The organism is Jiangella anatolica (assembly GCF_003236295.1).
Taxonomy (GTDB): Bacteria; Actinomycetota; Actinomycetes; order Jiangellales; family Jiangellaceae; genus Jiangella; species Jiangella anatolica.
In genome coordinates, this window is the sequence record NZ_POTW01000038.1 from 1 (window position 1) to 20,400 (window position 20,400).

Annotated in this window: 16 protein-coding genes; 9 read left to right on the top strand and 7 right to left on the bottom strand. The window is 72.9% G+C overall.

Going from position 1 to position 20,400, the window contains the following annotated elements:
- The first annotated feature begins 447 nt into the window (after positions 1-447).
- The 5 genes from C1I92_RS16560 to C1I92_RS16580 all read left to right on the top strand — a co-directional run bounded on the left by C1I92_RS16560 (position 448) and on the right by C1I92_RS16580 (position 6,360).
- On the top strand, positions 448-1,458 hold the full coding sequence (locus tag C1I92_RS16560) for a LacI family DNA-binding transcriptional regulator (RefSeq protein WP_111255758.1): 1,011 nt from the start codon (positions 448-450) through the stop codon (positions 1,456-1,458).
- 76 nt (positions 1,459-1,534) lie between these two features.
- A complete protein-coding gene (locus C1I92_RS16565) occupies positions 1,535-3,172 on the top strand; it encodes a glycoside hydrolase family 13 protein (RefSeq protein WP_111255759.1) in 1,638 nt (545 codons plus the stop codon).
- The gene (locus C1I92_RS16570) at positions 3,169-4,560 is read left to right on the top strand and encodes an ABC transporter substrate-binding protein (RefSeq protein ID WP_111255790.1); all 1,392 of its coding nucleotides are present in this window, start codon (positions 3,169-3,171) and stop codon (positions 4,558-4,560) included. Before C1I92_RS16565 ends, C1I92_RS16570 begins: the two co-directional genes overlap by 4 nt.
- Before the next feature lie 37 nt (positions 4,561-4,597).
- Positions 4,598-5,485, top strand: a complete 888-nt coding sequence (locus tag C1I92_RS16575; RefSeq protein WP_111255760.1) for a carbohydrate ABC transporter permease — start codon at positions 4,598-4,600, stop codon at positions 5,483-5,485.
- On the top strand, positions 5,470-6,360 hold the full coding sequence (locus C1I92_RS16580; protein ID WP_438940533.1) for a carbohydrate ABC transporter permease: 891 nt from the start codon (positions 5,470-5,472) through the stop codon (positions 6,358-6,360). Before C1I92_RS16575 ends, C1I92_RS16580 begins: the two co-directional genes overlap by 16 nt.
- A gap of 18 nt (positions 6,361-6,378) precedes the next feature.
- On the opposite strand, the gene C1I92_RS16585 is transcribed toward C1I92_RS16580, so the two are convergent.
- The 6 genes from C1I92_RS16585 to C1I92_RS16610 form a co-directional block, all read right to left on the bottom strand.
- Positions 6,379-7,575, bottom strand: a complete 1,197-nt coding sequence (locus tag C1I92_RS16585; RefSeq protein ID WP_111255762.1) for a glycerophosphodiester phosphodiesterase — start codon at positions 7,573-7,575, stop codon at positions 6,379-6,381.
- 110 nt (positions 7,576-7,685) lie between these two features.
- A complete protein-coding gene (locus C1I92_RS16590; RefSeq protein ID WP_111255763.1) occupies positions 7,686-8,891 on the bottom strand; it encodes a low temperature requirement protein A in 1,206 nt (401 codons plus the stop codon).
- Between the two features lie 47 nt (positions 8,892-8,938).
- Positions 8,939-10,069: a hypothetical protein gene (locus C1I92_RS16595; protein ID WP_111255764.1), complete on the bottom strand. Its 1,131-nt coding sequence runs from the start codon at positions 10,067-10,069 to the stop codon at positions 8,939-8,941.
- Positions 10,070-10,071: 2 nt separating this feature from the next.
- Positions 10,072-10,389, bottom strand: coding sequence for a PepSY domain-containing protein (locus C1I92_RS16600; protein ID WP_111255765.1), 318 nt, complete (start codon positions 10,387-10,389; stop codon positions 10,072-10,074).
- A 47-nt stretch (positions 10,390-10,436) separates the two neighbouring features.
- Positions 10,437-11,741: a sensor histidine kinase gene (locus tag C1I92_RS16605; RefSeq protein WP_111255766.1), complete on the bottom strand. Its 1,305-nt coding sequence runs from the start codon at positions 11,739-11,741 to the stop codon at positions 10,437-10,439.
- On the bottom strand, positions 11,731-12,408 hold the full coding sequence (locus C1I92_RS16610) for a response regulator transcription factor (RefSeq protein WP_111255767.1): 678 nt from the start codon (positions 12,406-12,408) through the stop codon (positions 11,731-11,733). Before C1I92_RS16610 ends, C1I92_RS16605 begins: the two co-directional genes overlap by 11 nt.
- Before the next feature lie 199 nt (positions 12,409-12,607).
- Here C1I92_RS16610 and C1I92_RS16615 point away from each other — a divergent pair, with 199 nt between their 5' ends.
- The 4 genes from C1I92_RS16615 to C1I92_RS16630 all read left to right on the top strand — a co-directional run bounded on the left by C1I92_RS16615 (position 12,608) and on the right by C1I92_RS16630 (position 19,859).
- A complete protein-coding gene (locus tag C1I92_RS16615) occupies positions 12,608-13,738 on the top strand; it encodes a HupE/UreJ family protein (RefSeq protein WP_158564167.1) in 1,131 nt (376 codons plus the stop codon).
- 22 nt (positions 13,739-13,760) lie between these two features.
- A complete protein-coding gene (locus C1I92_RS16620) occupies positions 13,761-18,476 on the top strand; it encodes an outer membrane protein assembly factor BamB family protein (protein ID WP_146605167.1) in 4,716 nt (1,571 codons plus the stop codon).
- A gap of 187 nt (positions 18,477-18,663) precedes the next feature.
- Positions 18,664-19,191: a GVDTG sorting domain-containing protein gene (locus tag C1I92_RS16625; protein WP_111255770.1), complete on the top strand. Its 528-nt coding sequence runs from the start codon at positions 18,664-18,666 to the stop codon at positions 19,189-19,191.
- A gap of 14 nt (positions 19,192-19,205) precedes the next feature.
- Positions 19,206-19,859, top strand: a complete 654-nt coding sequence (locus tag C1I92_RS16630) for a sortase domain-containing protein (RefSeq protein ID WP_158564168.1) — start codon at positions 19,206-19,208, stop codon at positions 19,857-19,859.
- Here the strand turns inward: C1I92_RS16630 and C1I92_RS16635 are convergent.
- A complete protein-coding gene (locus tag C1I92_RS16635) occupies positions 19,820-20,392 on the bottom strand; it encodes a GNAT family N-acetyltransferase (RefSeq protein WP_111255772.1) in 573 nt (190 codons plus the stop codon). The genes C1I92_RS16630 and C1I92_RS16635 overlap by 40 nt on opposite strands.
- Positions 20,393-20,400: the final 8 nt, after the last annotated feature.

Here is a 20,400-nt window from a genome sequence, read left to right on the forward strand (position 1 = left end):
CGACGGCGGCAACAAAAACGCCTGGTCACGATCCACCGACCGGTACTCCTTCGCCACGACCGCCACCCTCTCAAACCACGATCAACCAGGCCAGACGCCACACCGAGCCAAAACGCAACAGGCTCCATAGCGGCGCAAAAGGTTGATGATCATGGGAATCCACAAGGAGGCCAGCGAACCGGCGAACGTGGGCCGACACCGGTACGGCGTGCCCACACTCCCCCGTCCCCCTGATAGCTGCCCGTTCTTGGCCGGGACGACGCGGGTCAAGTACGACGGCCCCAGCCACAACCCAACAGCAACCAGCAGGAGCCGCCGGACTTGAGGCGCGTCGGCACGGCTAAGAAAATGGGCAGCAGGGGGACGGCCAACGTTCGCCGTCCTCAAGCCAACTCGTCAGAGAACTCGCGCAAACTTCTTGCAAGATCCTGTCGTATGCTTGCAGCCATGGCTGGACGACTGACTGAGGTGGCGGCGAAGGTCGGCGTGAGCGAGGCGACCGTGAGCCGCGTGCTCAACGGACGCCCGGGGGTGTCGGCGGCGACCCGCGAGGCGATCCTCACGGCGCTCGACGTGCTGGGGTACGAGCGGCCGACGAAGCTGCGGGGCGAGCGCGCGCGGCTGGTCGGGCTGGTCCTGCCGGAGCTGCAGAACCCCATCTTCCCCGCGTTCGCCGACGTCGTGGGCGGGTCGCTGGCGCAGCAGGGACTGACGCCGGTGCTGTGCACGCAGACGGTGGGCGGCGTGACCGAGGCGGACTACATCGAGCTGCTGTTCCAGCAGCGGGTGTCCGGCGTGCTGTTCGCCGGCGGCCTGTACAGCGGCCGCAACGGGGCACACGACCACTACGCCCGGCTGATCGAGCGCAAGCTGCCCACCGTCATGGTCAACGCGGGCATCGACGAGCTGCCGTTCCCGCGGGTGAGCTGCGACGACGCGGTGGCGACGGAGCAGGCGGCGGGGCATCTGCTGTCGCTGGGGCACCGCAGGATCGGCCTGATCCTGGGACCGCCGGACCACGTGCCGTCGCAGCGGAAGCTGGCCGCCGCGCACACCCGGCTGGCGGCAGCCGGCCTGGAACTGCCCGACGACCACGTCGAGCACTCCATGCACTCCCTCGAGGGCGGCCAGGCCGCCGCCACCCGCCTGCTGCGCCGCGGCGTCACCGCCGTCATCTGCGGCAGCGACCCCATGGCCCTGGGCGCCATCCGCGCCGCCAAGCGCGCCGGCCTGCGCGTCCCGGACGACCTCTCCGTCGTCGGCTACGACGACTCGGCGCTGATGAACTGCACCGAGCCGCCGCTGACCACGGTGCGCCAGCCGATCGAGGCGATGGGCAAGATCTCCGTCGACCTGCTGGTGGGCCTGATCAACGGGCACGAGGTGGAGTCCGACGAGCTGCTGTTCGAGCCGGAGCTGGTGGTCAGGGGGTCCACGGCACCGCCGCCACGGCAGTAGGACGTAACGTAATCGTGTTGTTGCGTCTTCTTGTTTAACTCTTGCGTGACGTTGTCGCCATCGTTACGGTGACGCCATGGAGAACGCGTGGTGGCGCAGCGCCGTCATCTACCAGGTCTACGTGCGCAGCTTCGCCGACGGGAACGGCGACGGCACCGGCGACCTGGCCGGTGTCCGGGACAGGCTGCGCTACCTCGCCGACCTCGGCGTCGACGCCATCTGGTTCAGCCCGTGGTACCCGTCGCCGATGGCCGACGGCGGCTACGACGTGGCCGACTACCGGGACATCGACCCCGCCTACGGGACGCTCGAACAGGCCGAGCAGCTCATCGCCGAAGCGAAGCAGCTGGGCCTGCGCACCATCGTCGACATCGTCCCGAACCACGTGTCCGACCAGCACGCCTGGTTCCGGGCCGCACTCGACGCGCCGCCCGGGTCGCCGGCCCGGCAGCGGTTCTGGTTCCGGCCCGGCCGCGGCCCCGGCGGCGCGGAGCCGCCGAACGACTGGAGCTCGATCTTCGGCGGCCCGGCCTGGACCCGCACCAAGAACGCCGACGGCACGCCCGGCGAGTGGTACCTGCACCTCTTCGCCCCTGAGCAGCCCGACCTCAACTGGACCCACCCACTGGTCTGGCACGAGCACGAGCAGATCCTGCGGTTCTGGTTCGACCGCGGCGCCGCCGGCGTCCGCATCGACTCGGCCGGGCTGCTGGCCAAGCACGCCGACCTCCCCGACGTCGACCCCGACCACGCGCCCGGCCAGCACGTGCACACCGACCGCGACGAGGTGCACGACATCTACCGCAGCTGGCGCCGGCTGGCCGACAGCTACGCCGAGCCGCGCGCGCTGATCGGCGAGATCTGGCTGCCCGACCTGGAGCGGCTGGCCCGCTACCTGCGCCCGGGCGAGCTGCACACCGTCTTCAACTTCGACTTCCTCGCCTGCCCGTGGGAGCCGGACCGGCTCCGGCGCAGCATCGAGCAGAGCCTGTACTTCCACGAGCGGGTCGGCGCGCCCGCGACCTGGGTGCTGTCCAACCACGACGTCACCCGGCCGGTGACGCGGTACGGGCGCGCGGACTCGTCGTTCGCGTTCGAGACCAAGCGGGCCGGCACCGCGTCGGACCTGACGCTCGGTCTCCGGCGGGCCCGGGCGGCGGCGCTGCTGATGCTCGCGCTGCCCGGCTCCGCGTACGTCTACCAGGGCGAGGAGCTGGGCCTGCCGGAGGTCGAGGACATCGAGCCCGGCCGCATCCAGGACCCCATGCACTTCCGCTCCGGCGGCGTCGACCCCGGCCGCGACGGCTCCCGGGTCCCGGTCCCGTGGAGCGGCGCCGCGCCGCCGTACGGGTTCAGCGCGACCGCCGACACCTGGCTCCCCCAGCCCGCGACCTGGGCGGACCTGACGGTCGACGCGCAGCAGAACGACCCCGCCTCGACCCTCAGCCTCTACCGGGCCGCACTGCGGCTGCGCAGGGCCGAACCTGCCCTCGGCGACGGCGCGCTGACCTGGCTCGACACCCCGGCGGACGTGCTCGCCTTCCGGCGCGACGACGTCGCCTGCGTCGTCAACCTGTCGGCGGACCCCGTCGACCTGCCCGCACATGAGGAGGTCCTGCTCGCCAGCGCGGACCTCGACGACGGCCGGCTCGGCTCCGATGCCGCCGTCTGGCTACGCCTGCCGACCACAGACAACGGATGGAGCACGAGATGAGCAGCACACGCAGACACCTGGCCACCGTGGCCGCGGCGGCGATGGCGCTGAGCCTGACGGCCGCCTGCGGGTCCGACGACGACCCGGCCGCCGACGGCGGCGGCGACGGCGAGGGCGGCGACGGCGTCACCATCAGCGTGAGCAACCTGCCGCCGGCGACGGAGGCCGCGACCCGCGAGGCGTTCCTCGCCCGGGTCGAGGAGTTCGAGGCCGCCAATCCCGGGATCACCATCGAGCCCAGCGAGTACGAGTGGGACGTGACGACGTTCGCCGCCCAGCTCGCCGGCGGCACGCTGCCGACGACGTTCGAGTTCCCGTTCACCGACGGCCAGGCGATGATCGAGCGCGGCCAGCTGGCCGACATCACCGCCGAGGTGGAGGCGCTCCCCTACGCCGACGCGTTCAACCCCAGCGTGCTGCAGGTCGCGCAGGACGACGCCGGCGCCATCTACGCCGTGCCGACCGCCGCGTACGGCATGGGCCTGCACTACAACCGCGCCCTGTTCGAGCAGGCCGGCCTGGACCCGGACGCGCCGCCGACGAGCTGGGACGAGGTGCGCGAGTACGCCGACGCGATCGCCGAGGCCACCGGCCAGGCCGGCTTCGCCCAGATGAGCCAGAACAACACCGGCGGCTGGATCCTCACCACGCTCACCTATGCGCTCGGCGGCCGGATGGAGGACGGCTCCGGCGACGACGTCACCGCGACACTGGACAACGAGGGCACCCAGCGGGCGCTGGAGCTGCTGCGCCAGCTGCGCTGGGAGGACGACTCCATGGGCGACAACTTCCTGTTCGACTGGGGCACGATCAACCAGGCGTTCGCCGCCGGCCAGGTCGGCATGTACATCGGCGGCTCGGACGTCTACAACAGCCTGGTGACGGAGAACAGCATCGACCCGGACAGCTACGGGCTGACGGTGCTGCCGCTGGACGGGCCCGACGCCGGCGTGCTCGGCGGCGGGACGATCGTCGGGGTCCGGCCCGACGCCAGCGACGCCGAGCGCGAGGCCGCCGTCAAGTGGATCGACTTCTTCTACATGAGCAAGCTGACCCAGCAGGAGGCGGCGCTGGCCGACGCCGAGGCGCTGGTCGCGACGGACGCGCCGCTGGGCACGCCGGCGCTGCCGATCTTCGGCGCCGAGCAGCTGGCCGAGTCCGACGCGTGGGTGGCCGACCTGGTCAACGTCCCGCTGGCGCAGATGATGCCGTTCAAGGACGCGATCCTGGACCAGCCGCTGGTGCCGGAACCGCCCGTGCGCGCCCAGGACCTCTACGCCGAGCTGGACGCCGTCGTGCAGGCGGTGCTGACCGACGAGAACGCCGACATCGCCGCGCTGCTCCAGACGGCGAACGACAACGTCAGCTCGTTCGTCGAGGCCGGCTGACACCCGGGGCGACGGCGCCGTCGATGGGAGAACCGAGGTGAACGCGACCCTGCGCTGGGTCCGTGGCGGCGGGCTGAGCACGCTGCTGCTCCTGCTGCCACTGCTGCTGGTGTTCGGCTACTTCGCCTGGTTCCCCATCGGCCGCGCCGTCGTCATGAGCTTCCAGGAGACCAACCTGGTCACCGACCCGGCGTGGGTCGGCCTGGACAACTTCCGCCGCGTCCTGGAGGACCCGCTGTTCTGGACGTCGGTGCGCAACACGTTCTACTTCACCGGGCTCGCCCTGCTGTTCGGCTACCCGGTGCCGCTGGTGCTGGCCGTCGTGATGAGCGAGCTGCGCCGCGGCCGCGGCCTCTACAGCGCGCTGGCCTACCTGCCGGTCGTCGTGCCGCCGGTGGTGGCCGTGCTGCTCTGGCGGTTCTTCTACGACGCGAGCCAGACCGGCGTGTTCAACACGATCCTCGGCTGGGCCGGGCTCGGCCCGTTCAGCTGGATCCAGGACGCGTCGTCGGCGATGCCGTCGCTGGTGCTGCAGGCGACCTGGGCCAACGCCGGCGCGACGGTGCTCATCTACCTGGCGGCACTGACGGCCGTGCGCGGCGACCTGTATGACGCGGCCGAGGTCGACGGCGCCGGCCTGTGGCGCAAGATCTGGCACGTGACGCTGCCGCAGCTGCGCGCCATCCTGCTGATCACGTTGATCCTGCAGGTCATCGCCACGTTCCAGGTGTTCACCGAGCCATACCTGATGACCAACGGCGGCCCGCAGAACGCCACGGTCACGGTGCTGCTGCAGATCTACAACTATGCGTTCCGCTTCGGCGACTACGGCGCGGCGACGGCGCTGTCGGTGCTGCTGGCGCTGTTCCTCGCGGTCCTGTCCGCCGTCTACTTCCGGCTCACCCGGTCCTGGAGCACGACGTGAGCGAACGAAGCATCCTGTCCGGCTTCGATCGCGCCCGCACCGGCACCCGCTGGAGCCTGCGCGCCGCACAGGGGCTGGTGCTGGTGGCGCTGGCCGTCGCCAGCCTGGGCCCGATCCTCTGGCTGGCCCGGGCGTCGATCAGCACGACGCAGGACACGCTGCGCACGCCGATGGCGTTCTGGCCCAGCGGCGTGGACTGGGCGAACCTGTCGACGGCGTGGAACCAGGCGCAGATCAGCCACTACTTCGCCAACACCGTGTGGGTGGCGCTGGGCTCCTGGTTCGTGCAGTTGCTGATCGCGACGACCGGCGGCTACGTGCTGTCGGTGCTGCGGCCGCGCTACGCGCCGGCGGTGACGGCGGCCGTGCTGGCCACGCTGTTCATCCCCGGTGTCGTCGTGCTGGTGCCGCTGTTCCTGACCGTGCTCGACCTGCCGGTGGTGAGCGCGTCGCTGCTGAACACGTACTGGGCGGTGTGGCTGCCCGCCGGCGCCAACGCGTTCAACGTGCTGCTGGTGAAGCGGTTCATGGACGGCCTGCCCCGCGACGTCTACGAGGCGGCCCGGATGGACGGCGCCGGCCCGCTGCGGATGCTGTGGTCGGTGGTGCTGCCGATGTCGAAGCCGATCCTCGGCGTCGTGTCGATCTTCGCGTTCCTCAACGCGTGGAAGGACTTCCTCTGGCCGCAGATCGTGCTGCCGGAGCCGACGCTGCAGCCGCTGTCGGTGCGGCTGCCGCTGATCCGCGACACCGTCGAGCTGGACGTCTTCCTGGCCGCGCTGCTGATCTCGATGGCGCTGCCGATCGTGATCTTCCTGGTGTTCCAGCGGCTGTTCCTGCGCGGCGCCGGGCTGGGTGGCGCCGTCAAGGGCTGACGGCGCCACCCGCTCCGCCTACGGGACGAGCCGCGCCGCAGAAGCGTGCACGGCGCCGTCGCCGCCGAACGTCACCCGCGCGCCCAGCCAGTGACCGTCCGGCACCGCCACGCAGCCGCCGCGGCCGGAGGTCACCTCGGCGGACTTGTCGCCGCGCTCGAACCGCACCGGCTTGCCCGGGAAGCCGAACCCGTTGTCCGCGTTGACCAGGCAGATCTCGTCGATGCGGCCGCGCTCGCTCCGGCCGACCTCGATCGCGGAGTCGACGGCCTCGCCGGCGGCCGCGACGATGAGCTCCGGCTGGTTGGTCTGCACGCCGTCGGCGCCCATCGCGCGGGCCTGCAGGAACTGCGCGACCTCCTGCTCCGGGCCGGCGTCGTAGGCGTGCGGCATGACGATCGCGCAGTTGTCATGCGCGGCCGCGATCGACTCCGGCGTGTACTCGTCCAGCCGCGAGCCGAACACCTTGAAGATCCCGGCGATCTCGTAGATGAGGAAGTTGGGCTCCCACCGGTCCCGGTTGTAGATGAGCCGGGCGGCCGGCTCGGCCATGAAGATGCGCGCGTCGCCGGAGTTGAAGATCGACTCCTCGATCAGGCCGTACTCGCCGACCAGCTCGGCCAGCTCGCCCTCCTCGGTGACCGACCCCTTGATGTCCAGCTCGAGGCCCTTGCCGGCCTGCTGCGCGAGCTCGAGGACCTCCTCCAGCGAGGCGACCTGGGCGGGGTCGTAGGCCGTGCCCTTCCACGGCTCGTAGTCAGCCGCGTTGAGAGCGCGGACCTCGTCGTAGGTGAGGTCGGCGATGTTGCCGGTGCCGTTCGTGGTGCGGTCGACGGTGGAGTCGTGCAGCGCGACGAACCGGCCGTCCTTCGTCTGCTGGATGTCGACCTCGACCAGGTCGACGCCGTAGGCGAACGCGTAGGCGTAGGAGTCCAGCGTGTTCTCCGGCGCCAGCGTCAGCGCGCCACGGTGGGCGGAGATGACGGCATCGGCCGAGCCCTGGTCGGGGGCGCCGGCGTCGACCCAGCGGGCCGGCTCGGCCACCTGGTCGCAGGCCGGCGGGTCGGTCAGCGGACGCAGGGCCGCCAGCGCCTGGCGGTACTGCTCGATCCGCGGGTCCTCCTCGTCGGCGCCGGCTTGCACCGCCGCCAGGCCGGTGAGCAGCGCGATCGCGCCGGCGGCCGACACCGTCCGGCGCAGTGTCCGCAGAGCCATGACTGATCCTCTCGACGAGCGTGCAGGGGCTCGTCGAGTATTCGCACCGTCGCCGGACCGGCCGGTGAACCGCGGACGACGGCGGCACGGCGTCCGCGCGACGTTTCGCCTCAGTCCGGGTCTGACGACGCCCGCACCGCGCGACGGTGCTCGACGACCGCCAGCGTGCCCAGCACCACGAGCGAGAACGCCGCCGTCACGAGGCCGCTCTGCCCGGCCATGACCGGAACGCCCGCGAGCAGGACGACCACCGCGACGATCGCCGGCCAGCCGACCGGGTGCTTGACCCGGACGCCGCAGGCCGCCAGGCCGAGGAGGAACAGCGCCGGTCCGCCGAGGACGGCCAGCGCCCCGACCGTCTCCATGTCGTAGTCGGGGTGGGCGACCACCAGCTCGTCGCCGACAGCCATCAGCACGATTCCGGCGACGATCGGCACGTGCAGGTAGGTGTAGATGTCGCGGCCGAGCGCGCCGACGTCCTCGCTGCTGCTGCTCCCGATGCGGCGCGCGATGACCGGCGACGCGCCGGAGAAGTACAGCCACCACAGCGCCACCGAGCCGAGGAACGACAGGCCCAGGGCCAGGCCGGTCTCGGCGTTCATCTCCCCGTTCGACGCCGTCACACCGGTGAGCACGATGCTCTCGCCCAGCGCGATGATGATGAACAGCTGGAACCGCTCGGCGAAGTGGTGCCCGTCGATCGACCACTGGCTCATCGGCGTGGCGCCGGCGCCGGGGAGCCAGTAGCGGGCCAGCGGGCCGGCGAGGTCGAGCGCCAGCGCGGCCAGCCAGAGCGGCCAGCGGGCATCCTCGATCAGGCCGCCGGCCACCCACAACGGCGCGGAGAGGACGGACCAGGCGAGGATCTGGCGGAAGTTCTGGTGGAACAGCCCGGGCGGCGTCGCGAGGACGACGAAGAGGTTGCGGCCGATCTGCAGGCCGGAGTAGGTGCAGGCGAACAGCAGCGCGAGATCGCCGAAGCCGTCCGGGATGGCCACCGCCATCAGCAGGCTGGCCAGCATGACGAACGTCAGCACCAGCCGCACCGGCACCGTCTCTGGGTCGAACCAGTTCGCCATCCAGGTCGTGTAGTTCCACGCCCAGTAGACCGCCACCAGCATGAACGCCGTCTCGGCCGCCCCCGTCCAGCTCAGGTGCGTGGCCAGCAGGTGGTGCGAGAGCTGGGTGACGGCGAAGACGTAGACGAGGTCGAAGAACAGCTCGAAGAACGTCGCCCGCTGCTCCTGGCCGGACCGCCGCATGATCCGGATCTGCGGAATGAGCGCGTCCTGGCCGTCTCGGGTCGCGTCGGACATGAAGCGGAGCGTAGTACCGCACCCGCCCGGCCGCGACGCACGTTCGCTCAGCGCGTGGCGGCGCCACGGTCGCGCAGGGCCACGAGGATCGCCGCGTCCGACCGCTGCCCGGCCAGGTCACCGGCCGCGGTGTCGATCTCCAGCTGCCGCGCGACGACGTCCAGCCGCGCGCCGTCGACCTCGGCCGGCGGGCGGTGGACGAGGGTGAGGTCGAGCACGGCGGTCGCGGTGTCGACGGCCGCCTGCCGGACGGCGTCCGGGTCGCCGGCCGTCGCGGCCCCCGTCAGCCGGTCGAGCGCGTCGCCCAGTTCAGCGACCAGTACGGGCGGCGACGCGTCGCCTTCGGGCCGGGAGCGCCAGGCGGCGGCCATCGCGTCCGCCCGGACGGCGGCCGCGGCGGGGTCGTCGAAGACCCGCGCGGCGCCGTCGGCAAGCTGTTCGAGCAGCAGCGGGACCGGGCCCGGCGCCGCGTCCGTGGGCACGGCGAGGGCGACCTGGACCAGCTCGTCCGGCGCCTCGGCGCGGAACTCCCCGTACCCGGGCGCGAACACCTTGTGCTCGACGGTGCCGTCCATGAGGTGCTCCTCGGTGGCGACGGCGCCCGGCACCGGCCCGCGCGGGCCGTCGGCGGTGACGTCGTCATCCTGGATCGTGACCTCCTCGAACACCAGGTCCGGGATGTTCTCCGGCCGGAACACGTCACCCTCGCGAGGGTCGGCCGGCATGATCAGCCCACCGGGTCCGTCGCGGCCGGCCAGCCAGCTGCCCTCGTGGTCGGCGACCACCCCGTCCTCGTAGTTGTCGACGTCCTCGCCGAGGTACCAGACCCCGCCGGCGTCGTCCTGCGCGTAGTAGTCCAGCGCGATCTCGACGACGCGGCCGGACCGGTAGGCGACGTACTGCGACACGACGGCCTCGATCCGCCGGCCGTTCCAGCTGATCGTCCGCGTCCGCGGCAGCGTGGTCACCTCGACCCGCAGCGGCTCGCCCTCCTCCTGACCCAGCTGGATCGTCTGATCGCCGGGTCGCACGGGGAACAGCGGGTTGGTGACGGCGCTCCGGCCGGCGAACGACGGCGTCGCGGTGTCGACCCGCCGCGTGGTCGCGCCGCCGTCGTCGCCGCAGCCGGCCAGCAGCGCGCCGGCCACGGCGATCGCAAGCCCGGCCGCCGCGCGCACCGTCAGTCCTCGGTGTCGCCGGCGCCGTCGGACTCGTCGCCCAGCACGGCGAAGTCCCGGTCGAGGTGGACGTCGACCTGGGTGCCGTCGTCGAGGGTGACCTCGACCTCGTAGTAGCCCTCCTCGTCGCCGAGCTCGGTCGCGGTGACGGCGCCGCCGCCGGTGTGCTCCAGCGCCGCCGCGGCGGCGCGGTCCAGGGCGTCTCCGGTGATGGGCCGTTCGCCGCCGTCGTCGTCCCCGCCGGCCGCCGCGCCGATGGTGGCGATCCCTCCGGCCGCCACCAGTGCGGCGGTCCCGATCCATGCCTTTGTGTTCTTCATGGCACGAGCGTGCATCGGCGGTGCTGAACCGGCGCTGAACGCGGCGATCACCCAGCGGGGAGGTGGACGACGAGCCGGGCGCCGCCGCCCGCGCGCTCCGTCACCTCGACCGTGCCGCCGTGCGCGTGGACCAGCTCGTCGACGATGGCCAGGCCCAGGCCGGCGCCACCGGCGTCGCGGTCGCGGGCCTCGTCGAGGCGGACGAAGCGGCGCAGGACGCGCTCCCGGTCGGCCGGCGCGATGCCGGGGCCGTCGTCCTCGACGGCCAGGACGGCGGCGCCGTCGCGCGTCGCGGACGACAGGGCGACGACGGCGGACGCGTGCCGGGCCGCGTTGTCGCCGAGGTTGCGCAGCACCCGGCGCAGGGCCGCCGCGTCGCCGGTCGCCCGCGCGGCGGCCACGCCGGTCGTGTCGACGGTGACGCCGGCCGCCCGCAGCCGCACGGCCTCCTCGAGCACGAGGTCGTCGAGGTCGACGGGGTGCGCGGCCAGGCGCAGCAGCTGCTCGTCGGCGCGGGCCAGCACCAGCAGGTCTTCGACCAGCCGCTGCACCCGCAGGTCCTCGGCCAGCACGGTGGCGGCCAGCTCCGGCACGGTGGTGCGGTCCGGGTGCGCCAACGCGACCTCGGCGTGCTGGCGGATCGACGCCACCGGCGAGCGCAGCTCGTGCGACGCGTCGGAGACGAACTCGCGCTGCCGGGTCTGCGCCTCCTCCAGCCGGTCCAGCATCGCGTTCATGGTGCGGGCCAGCCGGGCGATCTCGTCGTCGCCGCGGCCGCCGGGCACGCGCCGGTGCAACTGCGCGGCCGAGATCTCGTCCACCTCGGCCCGGACCGCCTCGACCGGCGCCAGCGCCCGGCCGGTCGTCCACCAGGTCGTGACCGCCACCACGGCGAGCAGCGCGGGCAGCCCGAACCCGAGCAGCCGGGTCACCACGCCGGTCGCCTCGGCGACGTCGTCGGCGGACTGGCCGGCCACGACCGTCCGGTCGCCGGACCGCACCGCGACGGCCAGCATGTCCTCGCCGTGGACGACGTCCACCCGCGCCGTCTCCCCCGGCCGGACGTCGACGGCGGGCGCGCCGGCCACGTTCGCCGTCGCGGCGACGACCCGCCGATCACCGTCGAGCACCTGCACGAAGCCGTCGTCGTCGGTGCCGGTCAGCCGCGGATCGGCGGCGTCCACCGACGCGGCCCGCGACTGCGCGGCGTCGGCCACCTGCTCCAGCAGCGTCGAGCGCATGACGACGACCAGCGCGACGCCGCCCAGCAGCAGTGCCAGCCCGGCGATCAGCACGGCCCCGGCCGTCGTCCGCAGCCGGACCGAGCCCCGGCGACCGCCCTCAGCCGCCATCGGCGGCCATCCGGTAGCCGGCCCCGCGCACCGTCTCGATCCCCCGCCGCCCGAACGGGCGGTCCAGCTTGGTGCGCAGGTGACCGACGTAGACCTCGACGATGTTCGGGTCGCCGTCGAACGCCTCGTCCCACACGTGCCGCAGGATCTCCGTCTTCGACAGCACCTCGCCGCGGCGACGCAACAGGAACTCCAGCACGGAGAACTCGCGCGCGGTCAGCTCCACCTCGTGGTCGCCGCGCCAGGCCCGCCGCGACCCCGGATCGGCCCGCAGGTCGCCCGCCGCCAGGACCACCGGCCGTTCCCGCAGGTCACGGCGGAGCAGCGCGCGCAGCCGGGCCACCAGCACGTGGTGCGAGAACGGCTTGGTGAGGTAGTCGTCGGCGCCGGTGTCGAGCGCCTCGACCTCGTCCCACTCGCCGTCCTTCGCGGTGAGCACCAGGATCGGCGTCCACACGCCCCGCTCGCGCAGCCGGGCGCACACCTGGTAGCCGTTGAGGCCGGGCAGCAGCAGGTCGAGCACGATCGCGTCGTACGGATGCTCGGCCGCCGCCCAGAGCCCGTCGACGCCGGAGTGGGCGACGTCGACGGCGAACCCCTCGGCCTCGAGGCCGGCCCTGATCCCGGCGGCCAGCCGCCGCTCGTCCTCGACCACCAGGACCCGCATCGCCTCACCTCCGGTCCGACCGTGCGGTGGCGCACCTGAACCCCCGCTGAACGATCGGTCCCAGTCTCGTCCTTCGAAGGCCAGTCGTCGCCGGTACGAACCCTCGGCGAACATCGGGCGACGACCATTGCCCGGCCGAACTCCGGCAAACCAGGGTGTTCCCGGCGGAATGCCGGATCCCCTGGACCGGAAGGTGTGCATGTCGAGCAGTCGGGTGGTGCGCGCGGTCGTGGCCGGGACCGTCGCGGTCCTCGCGCTGCTCGCGGCCGCCGCGCCCGCCCTGGCGCACGTGCGCACCAGCGACGGCTGGTCGCAGCTGCGCGCCGACGGCGACCACGTCGACTACCGGCTCGGCCTGGAGTACGAGATCCTCGCCCGCGCCATCGGCATGGGCACCGAGGCGATCGAGGCGCCCGACGACGGCGGCCGCCGGGCCCAGCTCGACGCGCAGCGCGCGCTGATCGAGGACTACCTGCGGGAGCGGATCCTCCTCCTCGTCGACGAGGTCGAGTGCACCATGAGGCTGACGGGCGCCGACGTCCAGCAGCAGCCGGCCACCGACGCGACCGCCGAGGACATCCCGTACGCCGTCCTCGACCTGGACTACGACTGCCACGGCGCGACGTCGGGCCGCTACGTCGTCGACTACTCGGTGTTCTCCGGCGCCGGCTCCGACGCCGTCGTCGACGACCACACGACCACCGTCGACTACGACCTCGGCGGCGAGCGCGGCCGGGTCGTGCTGGACGGCGGGCAGACGTCGTTCAGCGCCGGCCGGCCATCGTTCGGCGACTCCGCGCTGCGCTCGGCCGGGCTCGGCGTGCAGCGCGTGCTGACCGGCGCGGACCACGCGCTGTTCGTCGCCGCGCTGGCCGTCGGCGCGACCGGTCTGGCACAGCTCGCTCGCGGCGTCGCCGCGTTCGCCGCCGCCGGCAGCGTGGGCCTGCTGGCCGTCGTCGCCGGCTGGGTCGATCCGCCGGAACAGTTGGTCGGCGCACTGGTCGCGCTGTCGGTGGTCTGGGTCGCCGCGGCGAACGTCGTCGGGCCGGGGTCGCGCCGGCGGCTGCCCGCCGTCGCCGTCGCGGGACTGCTGCACGGGCTCGCGTTCGCCGGCGAGCTGCGCTTCGGCGACGACCTCGGCTGGGACCTGGTGACGTCGTTCGCCGGCTACGACCTCGGCATCGCGCTCGGCACGGCCGCCCTGGCCGCCGGGCTGTACGCAATGGCGTCCGCCGCCCGGCGGCACGCCTGGTTCCCGCTGGCACACGTCGTCGCGGCCGCCGCGACCGTCGTGACCGGGCTGGCCTGGTTCGTCCATCGGCTGCTGTGACCCCTCAGTGAATGGAGTCGACGTGAGAACGCTCACCGCCCGCCTCGCCCCGGAGGCGCTCGGCCGCTACCGCCGCGCCGTCTACGCGGCGCTGGCGCTGCTCACCGCGCTGGCCCTGATCGGCCCGGTCGCGACCGTGGTCGCGGAGACGATCGCCGCCGCGGCCGCGCCGGTCACCGGCGTGGTGTTCGAGGACCACGACGGCGACGGCACGCAGGACGCCGGCGAGCCCGGCGTCGCGGGCGTCAGCGTGTCCGACGGCGTCGCGCTGGTCGAGACCGACGCGCAGGGCCGCTACCAGCTGGAGATGGACGTCGACCGGCGGCTCAGCGACATGGTGTTCATCACCCAGCCGACCGGCTACGTCGTCGGAGCCGACGAGTTCATGACGCCGCGGTTCTACCGGAACTTCGGCCCGGTGACCGCCGGGCAGGCGCGGACGGCGGACTTCGCGCTGACCCGCGACCCGGGCAGCCAGGGCTCCACGTTCTCGTTCGCGAACATCGCCGACCCGCACGTCAACCCGCAGTTGCCGGAGCAGATCCACGAGATCAACTCCACCTCCAACGACATCCCGTTCATCGCCGTCAGCGGTGACCTCACGAACAACGCCACCGACGCGGAGTTCACCACCTACAAGAACGCGACGGCCGGTTCCGAGGTCCCGGTCTGGCCCGCGGTCGGCAACCACGAGTACTTCTCCGGCGGCGGCACCACGTACGCCGCGCGGATCGACAACTACCGCCGGCACGTCGGCCCCGAGTGGTACTCGTTCGACTACGGCGACCGGCACTTCCTGGTGCTGGAGAACAACGGCCAGGCGCCGTTCGACGAGCAGCTGAGCTGGATCCGCCGCGACCTCGAGGCCAATGTCGGCGACAAGGAGCTGATCGTCCTCGCGCACCAGCCGATGAACGTGCCCTTCGGCTCGCCGTCGCAGTACGACCAGTACGGCGACCTGTTCGACCAGTACGGCGCGGAGCTGATGCTGGTCGGCCACGAGCACTCCAACGACGTCGAGCCGAACAGCGAGTTCGCTCCGTCGGCGAAGCACATCCAGACGGTGTCCAGCTCGTACACGATCGACAACGCGCCGCGCGGCTTCCGCTTCATCCACCTGCGCGGCGAGACGTTCGAGAACCCGTTCCGGATGTACGGCGTGGACCAGGCGCTGACGATCACCAGCCCGGCGCCGGGCAGCGAGGTCGGCGCCGACGGCAACCGCACCGGCTTCCCCGACATCCAGGTCAACGCGTACGACACCGCCGACGAGGTGGTCCGGGTCCGGTACCGCATCGACGGCGGCTCGTGGCGCAGCCTGAAGCCGTCCGGCGAGCTGACCTGGCACTCGGAGTTCGTCGGCCGGGCGCCGGCGCCGGGCCCGCACACCATCGAGGTCGAGGCGGTCGACGAGGGCGGTGAGCGTTGGACCGAGTCGGCCGACTTCACCATGACGACCCAGCCGCTGGTCGCGCCGGTCGCCGGCGCCGACTGGACCCAGCACCACGGCGACCCGGCCCACTCCGGCGTCGCCGCGGACACGGTCGACCCCGGGCTGGAGCTGGCCTGGAGCTACCGCACGCCGGGCACGTTCCTCACCGGCTCGCCGACGATCGTCGACGGCGTCGTGTACGCCGGCACCCGCGACGAGAACGGCGACGGCAACGCCGCGCTGCACGCCGTCGACCTCGCGACCGGTGAGCAGCTGTGGGAGTACGAGGTCCCGTCGTCGGTCGTCGGCACCCCGGCGGTGCTCGGCGACACGGTCTTCGTCGGCACGCTGCGCGCGCAGCTGTTCGCCGTCGACCGGACGACCGGCGAGCTGGTCTGGCAGCGCGACACCGAGGACGCCCCGGACCCGAACAACCAGCGCGCCTACGGCTACTACTCCCCCGCCGTCGCCGACGGGAAGGTCTACTGGGCCTACCAGACCCGCTACGGCGCGGCCGCGCAGGGCCTGCTGGTCGCGCTCGACCCCGACGACGGCAGCCAGCTGTGGGCGTCGCCGCTGGCCGGCGCGACCATGAGCGACGGCACCCCGGCGATCGCGGACGGCCAGGTCTTCGTCGGCAGCCAGACCGCCGACCAGGTGCTCGCCTTCGACGCCGCGACCGGCGCGCGCCAGTGGCAGTCGTCGGCCGTGCTCGGCGGCTGGCAGGACGGCATCCCGGCGGCCGCGGACGGCCGGGTCTTCATCGGCTCGAACAACGGCATCATCGCCCGCGACGCCGTGACCGGCCGGGACCTGTGGACCTACCGCAGCCCGCACGCCTCGCGGGTGTCCAGCGGCGCGACGCCGTCGGCCCCGGCCGTCGCCGGCGAGGTCGTCTACATGGGCTTCCCGAGCGGCGCGGTGACGGCGCTCAACGCCCGCACCGGTGCTGTGCTGTGGGACCGGCTGCTGCCCGGTGGCACCTACACCGGCGGCGTGCTGTCCTCGCCCGTGCTCAGCGGCGAGACGCTGTTCGTCGGCGCGAACAACGGCTTCTTCTACGCGCTGGACAGCGTGACCGGGCAGCCGCTGTGGCAGTACGAGATCGGCACCTGGGTCGGCTCCGGCCCGGCGGTCAGCGGCAACACCGTCGTCGCCGGCGCCTGGGACGGCAACCTCTACGCGTTCACGCCGGGCGGCAAGGCGGCGGCCCGCTGGGCCCGCGTCACCGGCGTCGTGACGGATTCGGCGACCGGCGCACCGGTGGCCGACGCCCGGGTCGTCGCGACCGGCGGCGGCACGTCGCTGACCACGACGACGGACTCGCAGGGCCGCTACGTCCTCGGCCTGGCCGCCGGCGACTACACGGTGTCGACGGCGAAGCGGGCGTTCCTGCCGGTCGCCGGCTCGTCCACGTCGGTGACTGTCGGCGCCACGGGCACCGTCACCGCTGACCTGAAGCTGGCCGAGGTGACCGGCCCGACGGCCGGCGCCGCCACCGTCGCGCCCGACTACGGGTCCGGCAGCCCGCGCCCCGACACGGTGGCCGGCGAGACGTACCACTTCACGATGAACGACCGGATCCAGGCGACGATCTCGTCGCGGGCGGCCGCGAACAACCTGCCCGGCACGCTCGCAGCGGGCGGCCTCGGCGACCTGTTCCTGCTCGACGGCACCGCGCAGGAGACGCTGGACTGGAGCGAGCTGATGCTGTCGCGGACGGCCGGCGGGCCCGGCACGCCGGACTGGAACCGTCCGAACGACTGGCTGAACCTCACCGACATCGGGACCGACGGCGACGCCGTTGTCGCCTCCGGGTCGGCGAAGATCGACAGCAACCTCAAGACGACGCTGCGCTACCGCGCGCTCGGCGACGCGCCCGTCGTCAAGATCACGCTGGAGGTGGAGAACACCGGGGCCACGGACTTCACCGGGTACTTCCAGTACCTGCTGGACCCGGACAGCGCGCAGGACGTCGCGTACGTCCCGGGCATCGGGAACGACCCCGGCTACCGCACCTCCGGCTGGACCGACAACTTCGCCTACGTCGGCTCCACGACGGTGCGGCCGGTGCCGGCGCACGGCCTGGCCTGGCTCGACGACGAGCCGTACGCCATCAGCGGCTTCGGCTACGTCACCGGCACCTGGTTCGACGCGAGCGTCGGCGCCGGCGACACGAAGGAGATCAGCTGGTACCACATCACCGACTACCCGGGCGCCGGACACGTCTCCTCGAACATCGCCGCGTGGGCCGATCAGCTCGACCTGCTCGACGACGAGGTGGCCGACCGGTCCCGCGTGGGCGGCACGGTGACGCAGTCCGACACCGGCGCCCCGGCCGCGGGCGTGCTGGTCGAGGCGCTGAACGCCGGTGGCACCGTCGTCGGCACGGCCCGGACGGCCGCCAACGGCAGTTACCTGATGGCGCTGGACCCGGGCGCCTACACGCTGCGTGTGGCGACGCTCGGCTACGCGACGGCATCGGTCCCGGCCGACGTGGTCGCGGGCGGCACGGCGACGGCGAACATCGCGCTGGCGCCGGTGACCGTCCTGGCCAGCACCGGGAGACAGATCTCCGGCGGCATCGTCGAGGGCGGGCCGCAGGACGTCGTCATGGAGAACAGCACGCTCGCCGTCACCATCTCCAAGGTCTTCAACGACGGCCAGCTGCCGAACTCCACCGTCGGCAAGCCGATCGACCTCGCCGTCCGCGGCCGGGCCGACCAGCTGGACTGGCTGAACCTGCCGTACATCGTCGACGAGCAGCCGACCGGCACCGAGGCCTGGCAGCAGACCACCGTCCGTTCCACCGGCGTGGAGATCGTGCAGGCCACCGGTGACGCGGCGATCGTGCGCACCACCGGCACGTCGTCGGCCCACCCCGACGTCACCGTCGAGACGACGTACACGATCCGCCCCGGCGAGCCGTGGGTGCGGGCGTCGACGGTGTTCCGCAACACCGGCTCGTCGGATCTGTCGGTCTGGGTCGGCGACGCGATGGACTGGGACGGCGCCGGCCAGCGGCACGGCGTCGCCGGGCACCCCGTCATCACGACGCCGTACGAGTCGCCCGCGGAGTACGTCCCGGCCGGGCGGTGGATCGGCGGCGCCGGCACCGACCCGCAGACGTACGGGCTGATCTACGCCGGTGACGACGAGTTCACCGCGTACGGCAACGGGAACTGGATCATGAGCCGGTTCCCGGTGACGCTGCCCGCGGGCGGGTCGTACACGCTGGACCGGCGGATCGTGGCGGCGCCCAACGGCGGCGCGACGAACCCGTTCGCGGTGCTCGACGGGCTCTGATCGTCCCCTCTCGTCCCCGTCGCCCGGCGCCTGCCGGGCGGCGGGGACGACGCGTTTCATGAGAGAACCCGGGCCGGCGATGAGGTCTCGATGAGAACGCTCTCAACAACACCCTCTGAGCTGGAATCCTCACGCTGAGCAGGCGAGATTGATGGCTGGAAGTCCACCCACACGAAGGAGTCCAGCCATGCGTTCCAGCAAGATCAGCCTCGCCGCGGCGCTCGCCGCAGCCGCCGGCCTGACCGGTGCGGGCGTGGCGCTCGCCGCGCCCGCGACCGCGGTCGACACGGTGGCCGTGTCGATGGACGACGACGCCGGTGACGACGACGGCGGCGATGACGACGACGGTGGCGACGACGGCGGCGACGACGACGGCGGTTCCGGCGACGACGACGGCGGTGCCGGCGGTTCGGGCGGGGGTGACGACGACGGCGGCTCCGGCGGCGGCGACGACGGCTCCGGCGACGACGACGGGGGCCAGGCCCCGAGCGGCGGCGTGAACACCGGCATCACCACCGACGACGAAGCCGGCGGCGACGACGACGGCTCCGGCGACGACGACGGCGGCCAGGCGCCCAGCGGTGGCGTCGACACCGGCGCCGGCAGCACGTCGTCCGGCCCGGACACCGGCTGGCTGGCGCCGGGCGCGCTCGTCGGGCTCGCGACGGTCGGCGGCGCCGGACTGCTCTGGCGTCGCTTCCGGACCGAGAGCTGACCGGGACACCCGCCGTGCGTCAGACCCGCGACGGCCGCCGCTCCGGGCGGGTGGCGGCCGTCGTGGTCCTCGCAGCGGTCCTGGCGGCGGCCTGCGGCGGTGACGACACCGGCGAACCGTCCGGCGCCGTCACGGTCCCGCCGCCGGCCACGACACCAGCCACGACACCAGCCGCGAGCCCCACACCGTCGCCCACCCCCACACCGGTCCCGGTCGCGGCCGAGGAACTGGCCGATCCGGTCGGGGTGGCGGTCCCGGCGGCCGGCATCGACACGAACGTCGTCCCGATCGCCGTCGACCCCGGCAACGTCCTCGTCCCGCCGCCGTACGGCGACGCGGGCTGGTGGAAGGCCGGGCCGGAGCCGGGCGAGAACGGCGCCGCCGTGATCGCCGGTCACCTCGACAGCAGCGACGGGCCGGACGTGTTCTACCGGCTCGGCGAGGTCGCGGCCGGCGACGAGATCGTCGTCACCCGCGCCGACGGCGGCACCTCCGCGTTCGTCGTCGTCGAGGTCGGGCAGTACTCCCAGGACGACTTCCCGACCGACGCCGTCTACGGCGGGCCGGACGACCGGCCGCTGCTGCGGCTGATCACCTGCGGTGGCGAGTACGACCGCGGGCTGGGCCGCTACCGCGACAACGTCGTCGTCTTCGCCGAGGCGGCGTGAGGCGGAGGCCACTCGGCGGCAAGCACGGAGTACAGCAGTGAGTCGCGCCAGGCGCCGTTGGTGAACACGTTCTCGCGCAGCCGCCCCTCCAGCACCAGCCCGAGCCGCTCCACGACCGCGATCGAGGCCGCGTTGTCCGGCCCGATCGCGGCCGTGACGCGGTGCAGGCCGAGCGGGCCGAAGGCCAGGTCGAGCACCGCGGCGGCGGCCTCGGTGGCGTAGCCCTGGCCCTGGTGCTCGGCGGCGATGAGGTAGCCGAGCTTGCCGGCGCGCACGCCGGCCAGCCCCAGCCGGAAGAAGCCGATCAGCCCGTCGTCGTCCTCGCGCAGCGTCACGGCCAGGTAGTACTCGACGCGCGGCTGCTCGCCGGCCTGCGTGACGAACCCGCGCAGCATGCCGGTCGCCTGGTCCCGGTCCCGCGAGTCGAACGACAGCGACCGTGTCAGCCGGTCGTCGCTGACCAGCGCGTGCAACCCGTCCAGGTCGTCGTCGCGGAAGTCGCGCAGCCGCAGCCGCGCGGTCGTGAGCTCCATCGATTCGT

What these genes read in the sequence shown, in the direction of transcription:
- C1I92_RS16560 (WP_111255758.1), top strand. Translation starts at nt 448, where the DNA reads ATGGCTGGACGACTGACTGAGGTGGCGGCGAAGGTCGGCGTGAGCGAG.
- C1I92_RS16565 (WP_111255759.1), top strand. Translation starts at nt 1,535, where the DNA reads ATGGAGAACGCGTGGTGGCGCAGCGCCGTCATCTACCAGGTCTACGTG.
- C1I92_RS16570 (WP_111255790.1), top strand. Translation starts at nt 3,169, where the DNA reads ATGAGCAGCACACGCAGACACCTGGCCACCGTGGCCGCGGCGGCGATG.
- C1I92_RS16585 (WP_111255762.1), bottom strand. Translation starts at nt 7,575, where the DNA reads ATGGCTCTGCGGACACTGCGCCGGACGGTGTCGGCCGCCGGCGCGATC.
- C1I92_RS16590 (WP_111255763.1), bottom strand. Translation starts at nt 8,891, where the DNA reads ATGTCCGACGCGACCCGAGACGGCCAGGACGCGCTCATTCCGCAGATC.
- C1I92_RS16600 (WP_111255765.1), bottom strand. Translation starts at nt 10,389, where the DNA reads ATGAAGAACACAAAGGCATGGATCGGGACCGCCGCACTGGTGGCGGCC.
- C1I92_RS16605 (WP_111255766.1), bottom strand. Translation starts at nt 11,741, where the DNA reads ATGGCGGCTGAGGGCGGTCGCCGGGGCTCGGTCCGGCTGCGGACGACG.
- C1I92_RS16610 (WP_111255767.1), bottom strand. Translation starts at nt 12,408, where the DNA reads ATGCGGGTCCTGGTGGTCGAGGACGAGCGGCGGCTGGCCGCCGGGATC.
- C1I92_RS16615 (WP_158564167.1), top strand. Translation starts at nt 12,608, where the DNA reads ATGTCGAGCAGTCGGGTGGTGCGCGCGGTCGTGGCCGGGACCGTCGCG.
- C1I92_RS16625 (WP_111255770.1), top strand. Translation starts at nt 18,664, where the DNA reads ATGCGTTCCAGCAAGATCAGCCTCGCCGCGGCGCTCGCCGCAGCCGCC.
- C1I92_RS16635 (WP_111255772.1), bottom strand. Translation starts at nt 20,392, where the DNA reads ATGGAGCTCACGACCGCGCGGCTGCGGCTGCGCGACTTCCGCGACGAC.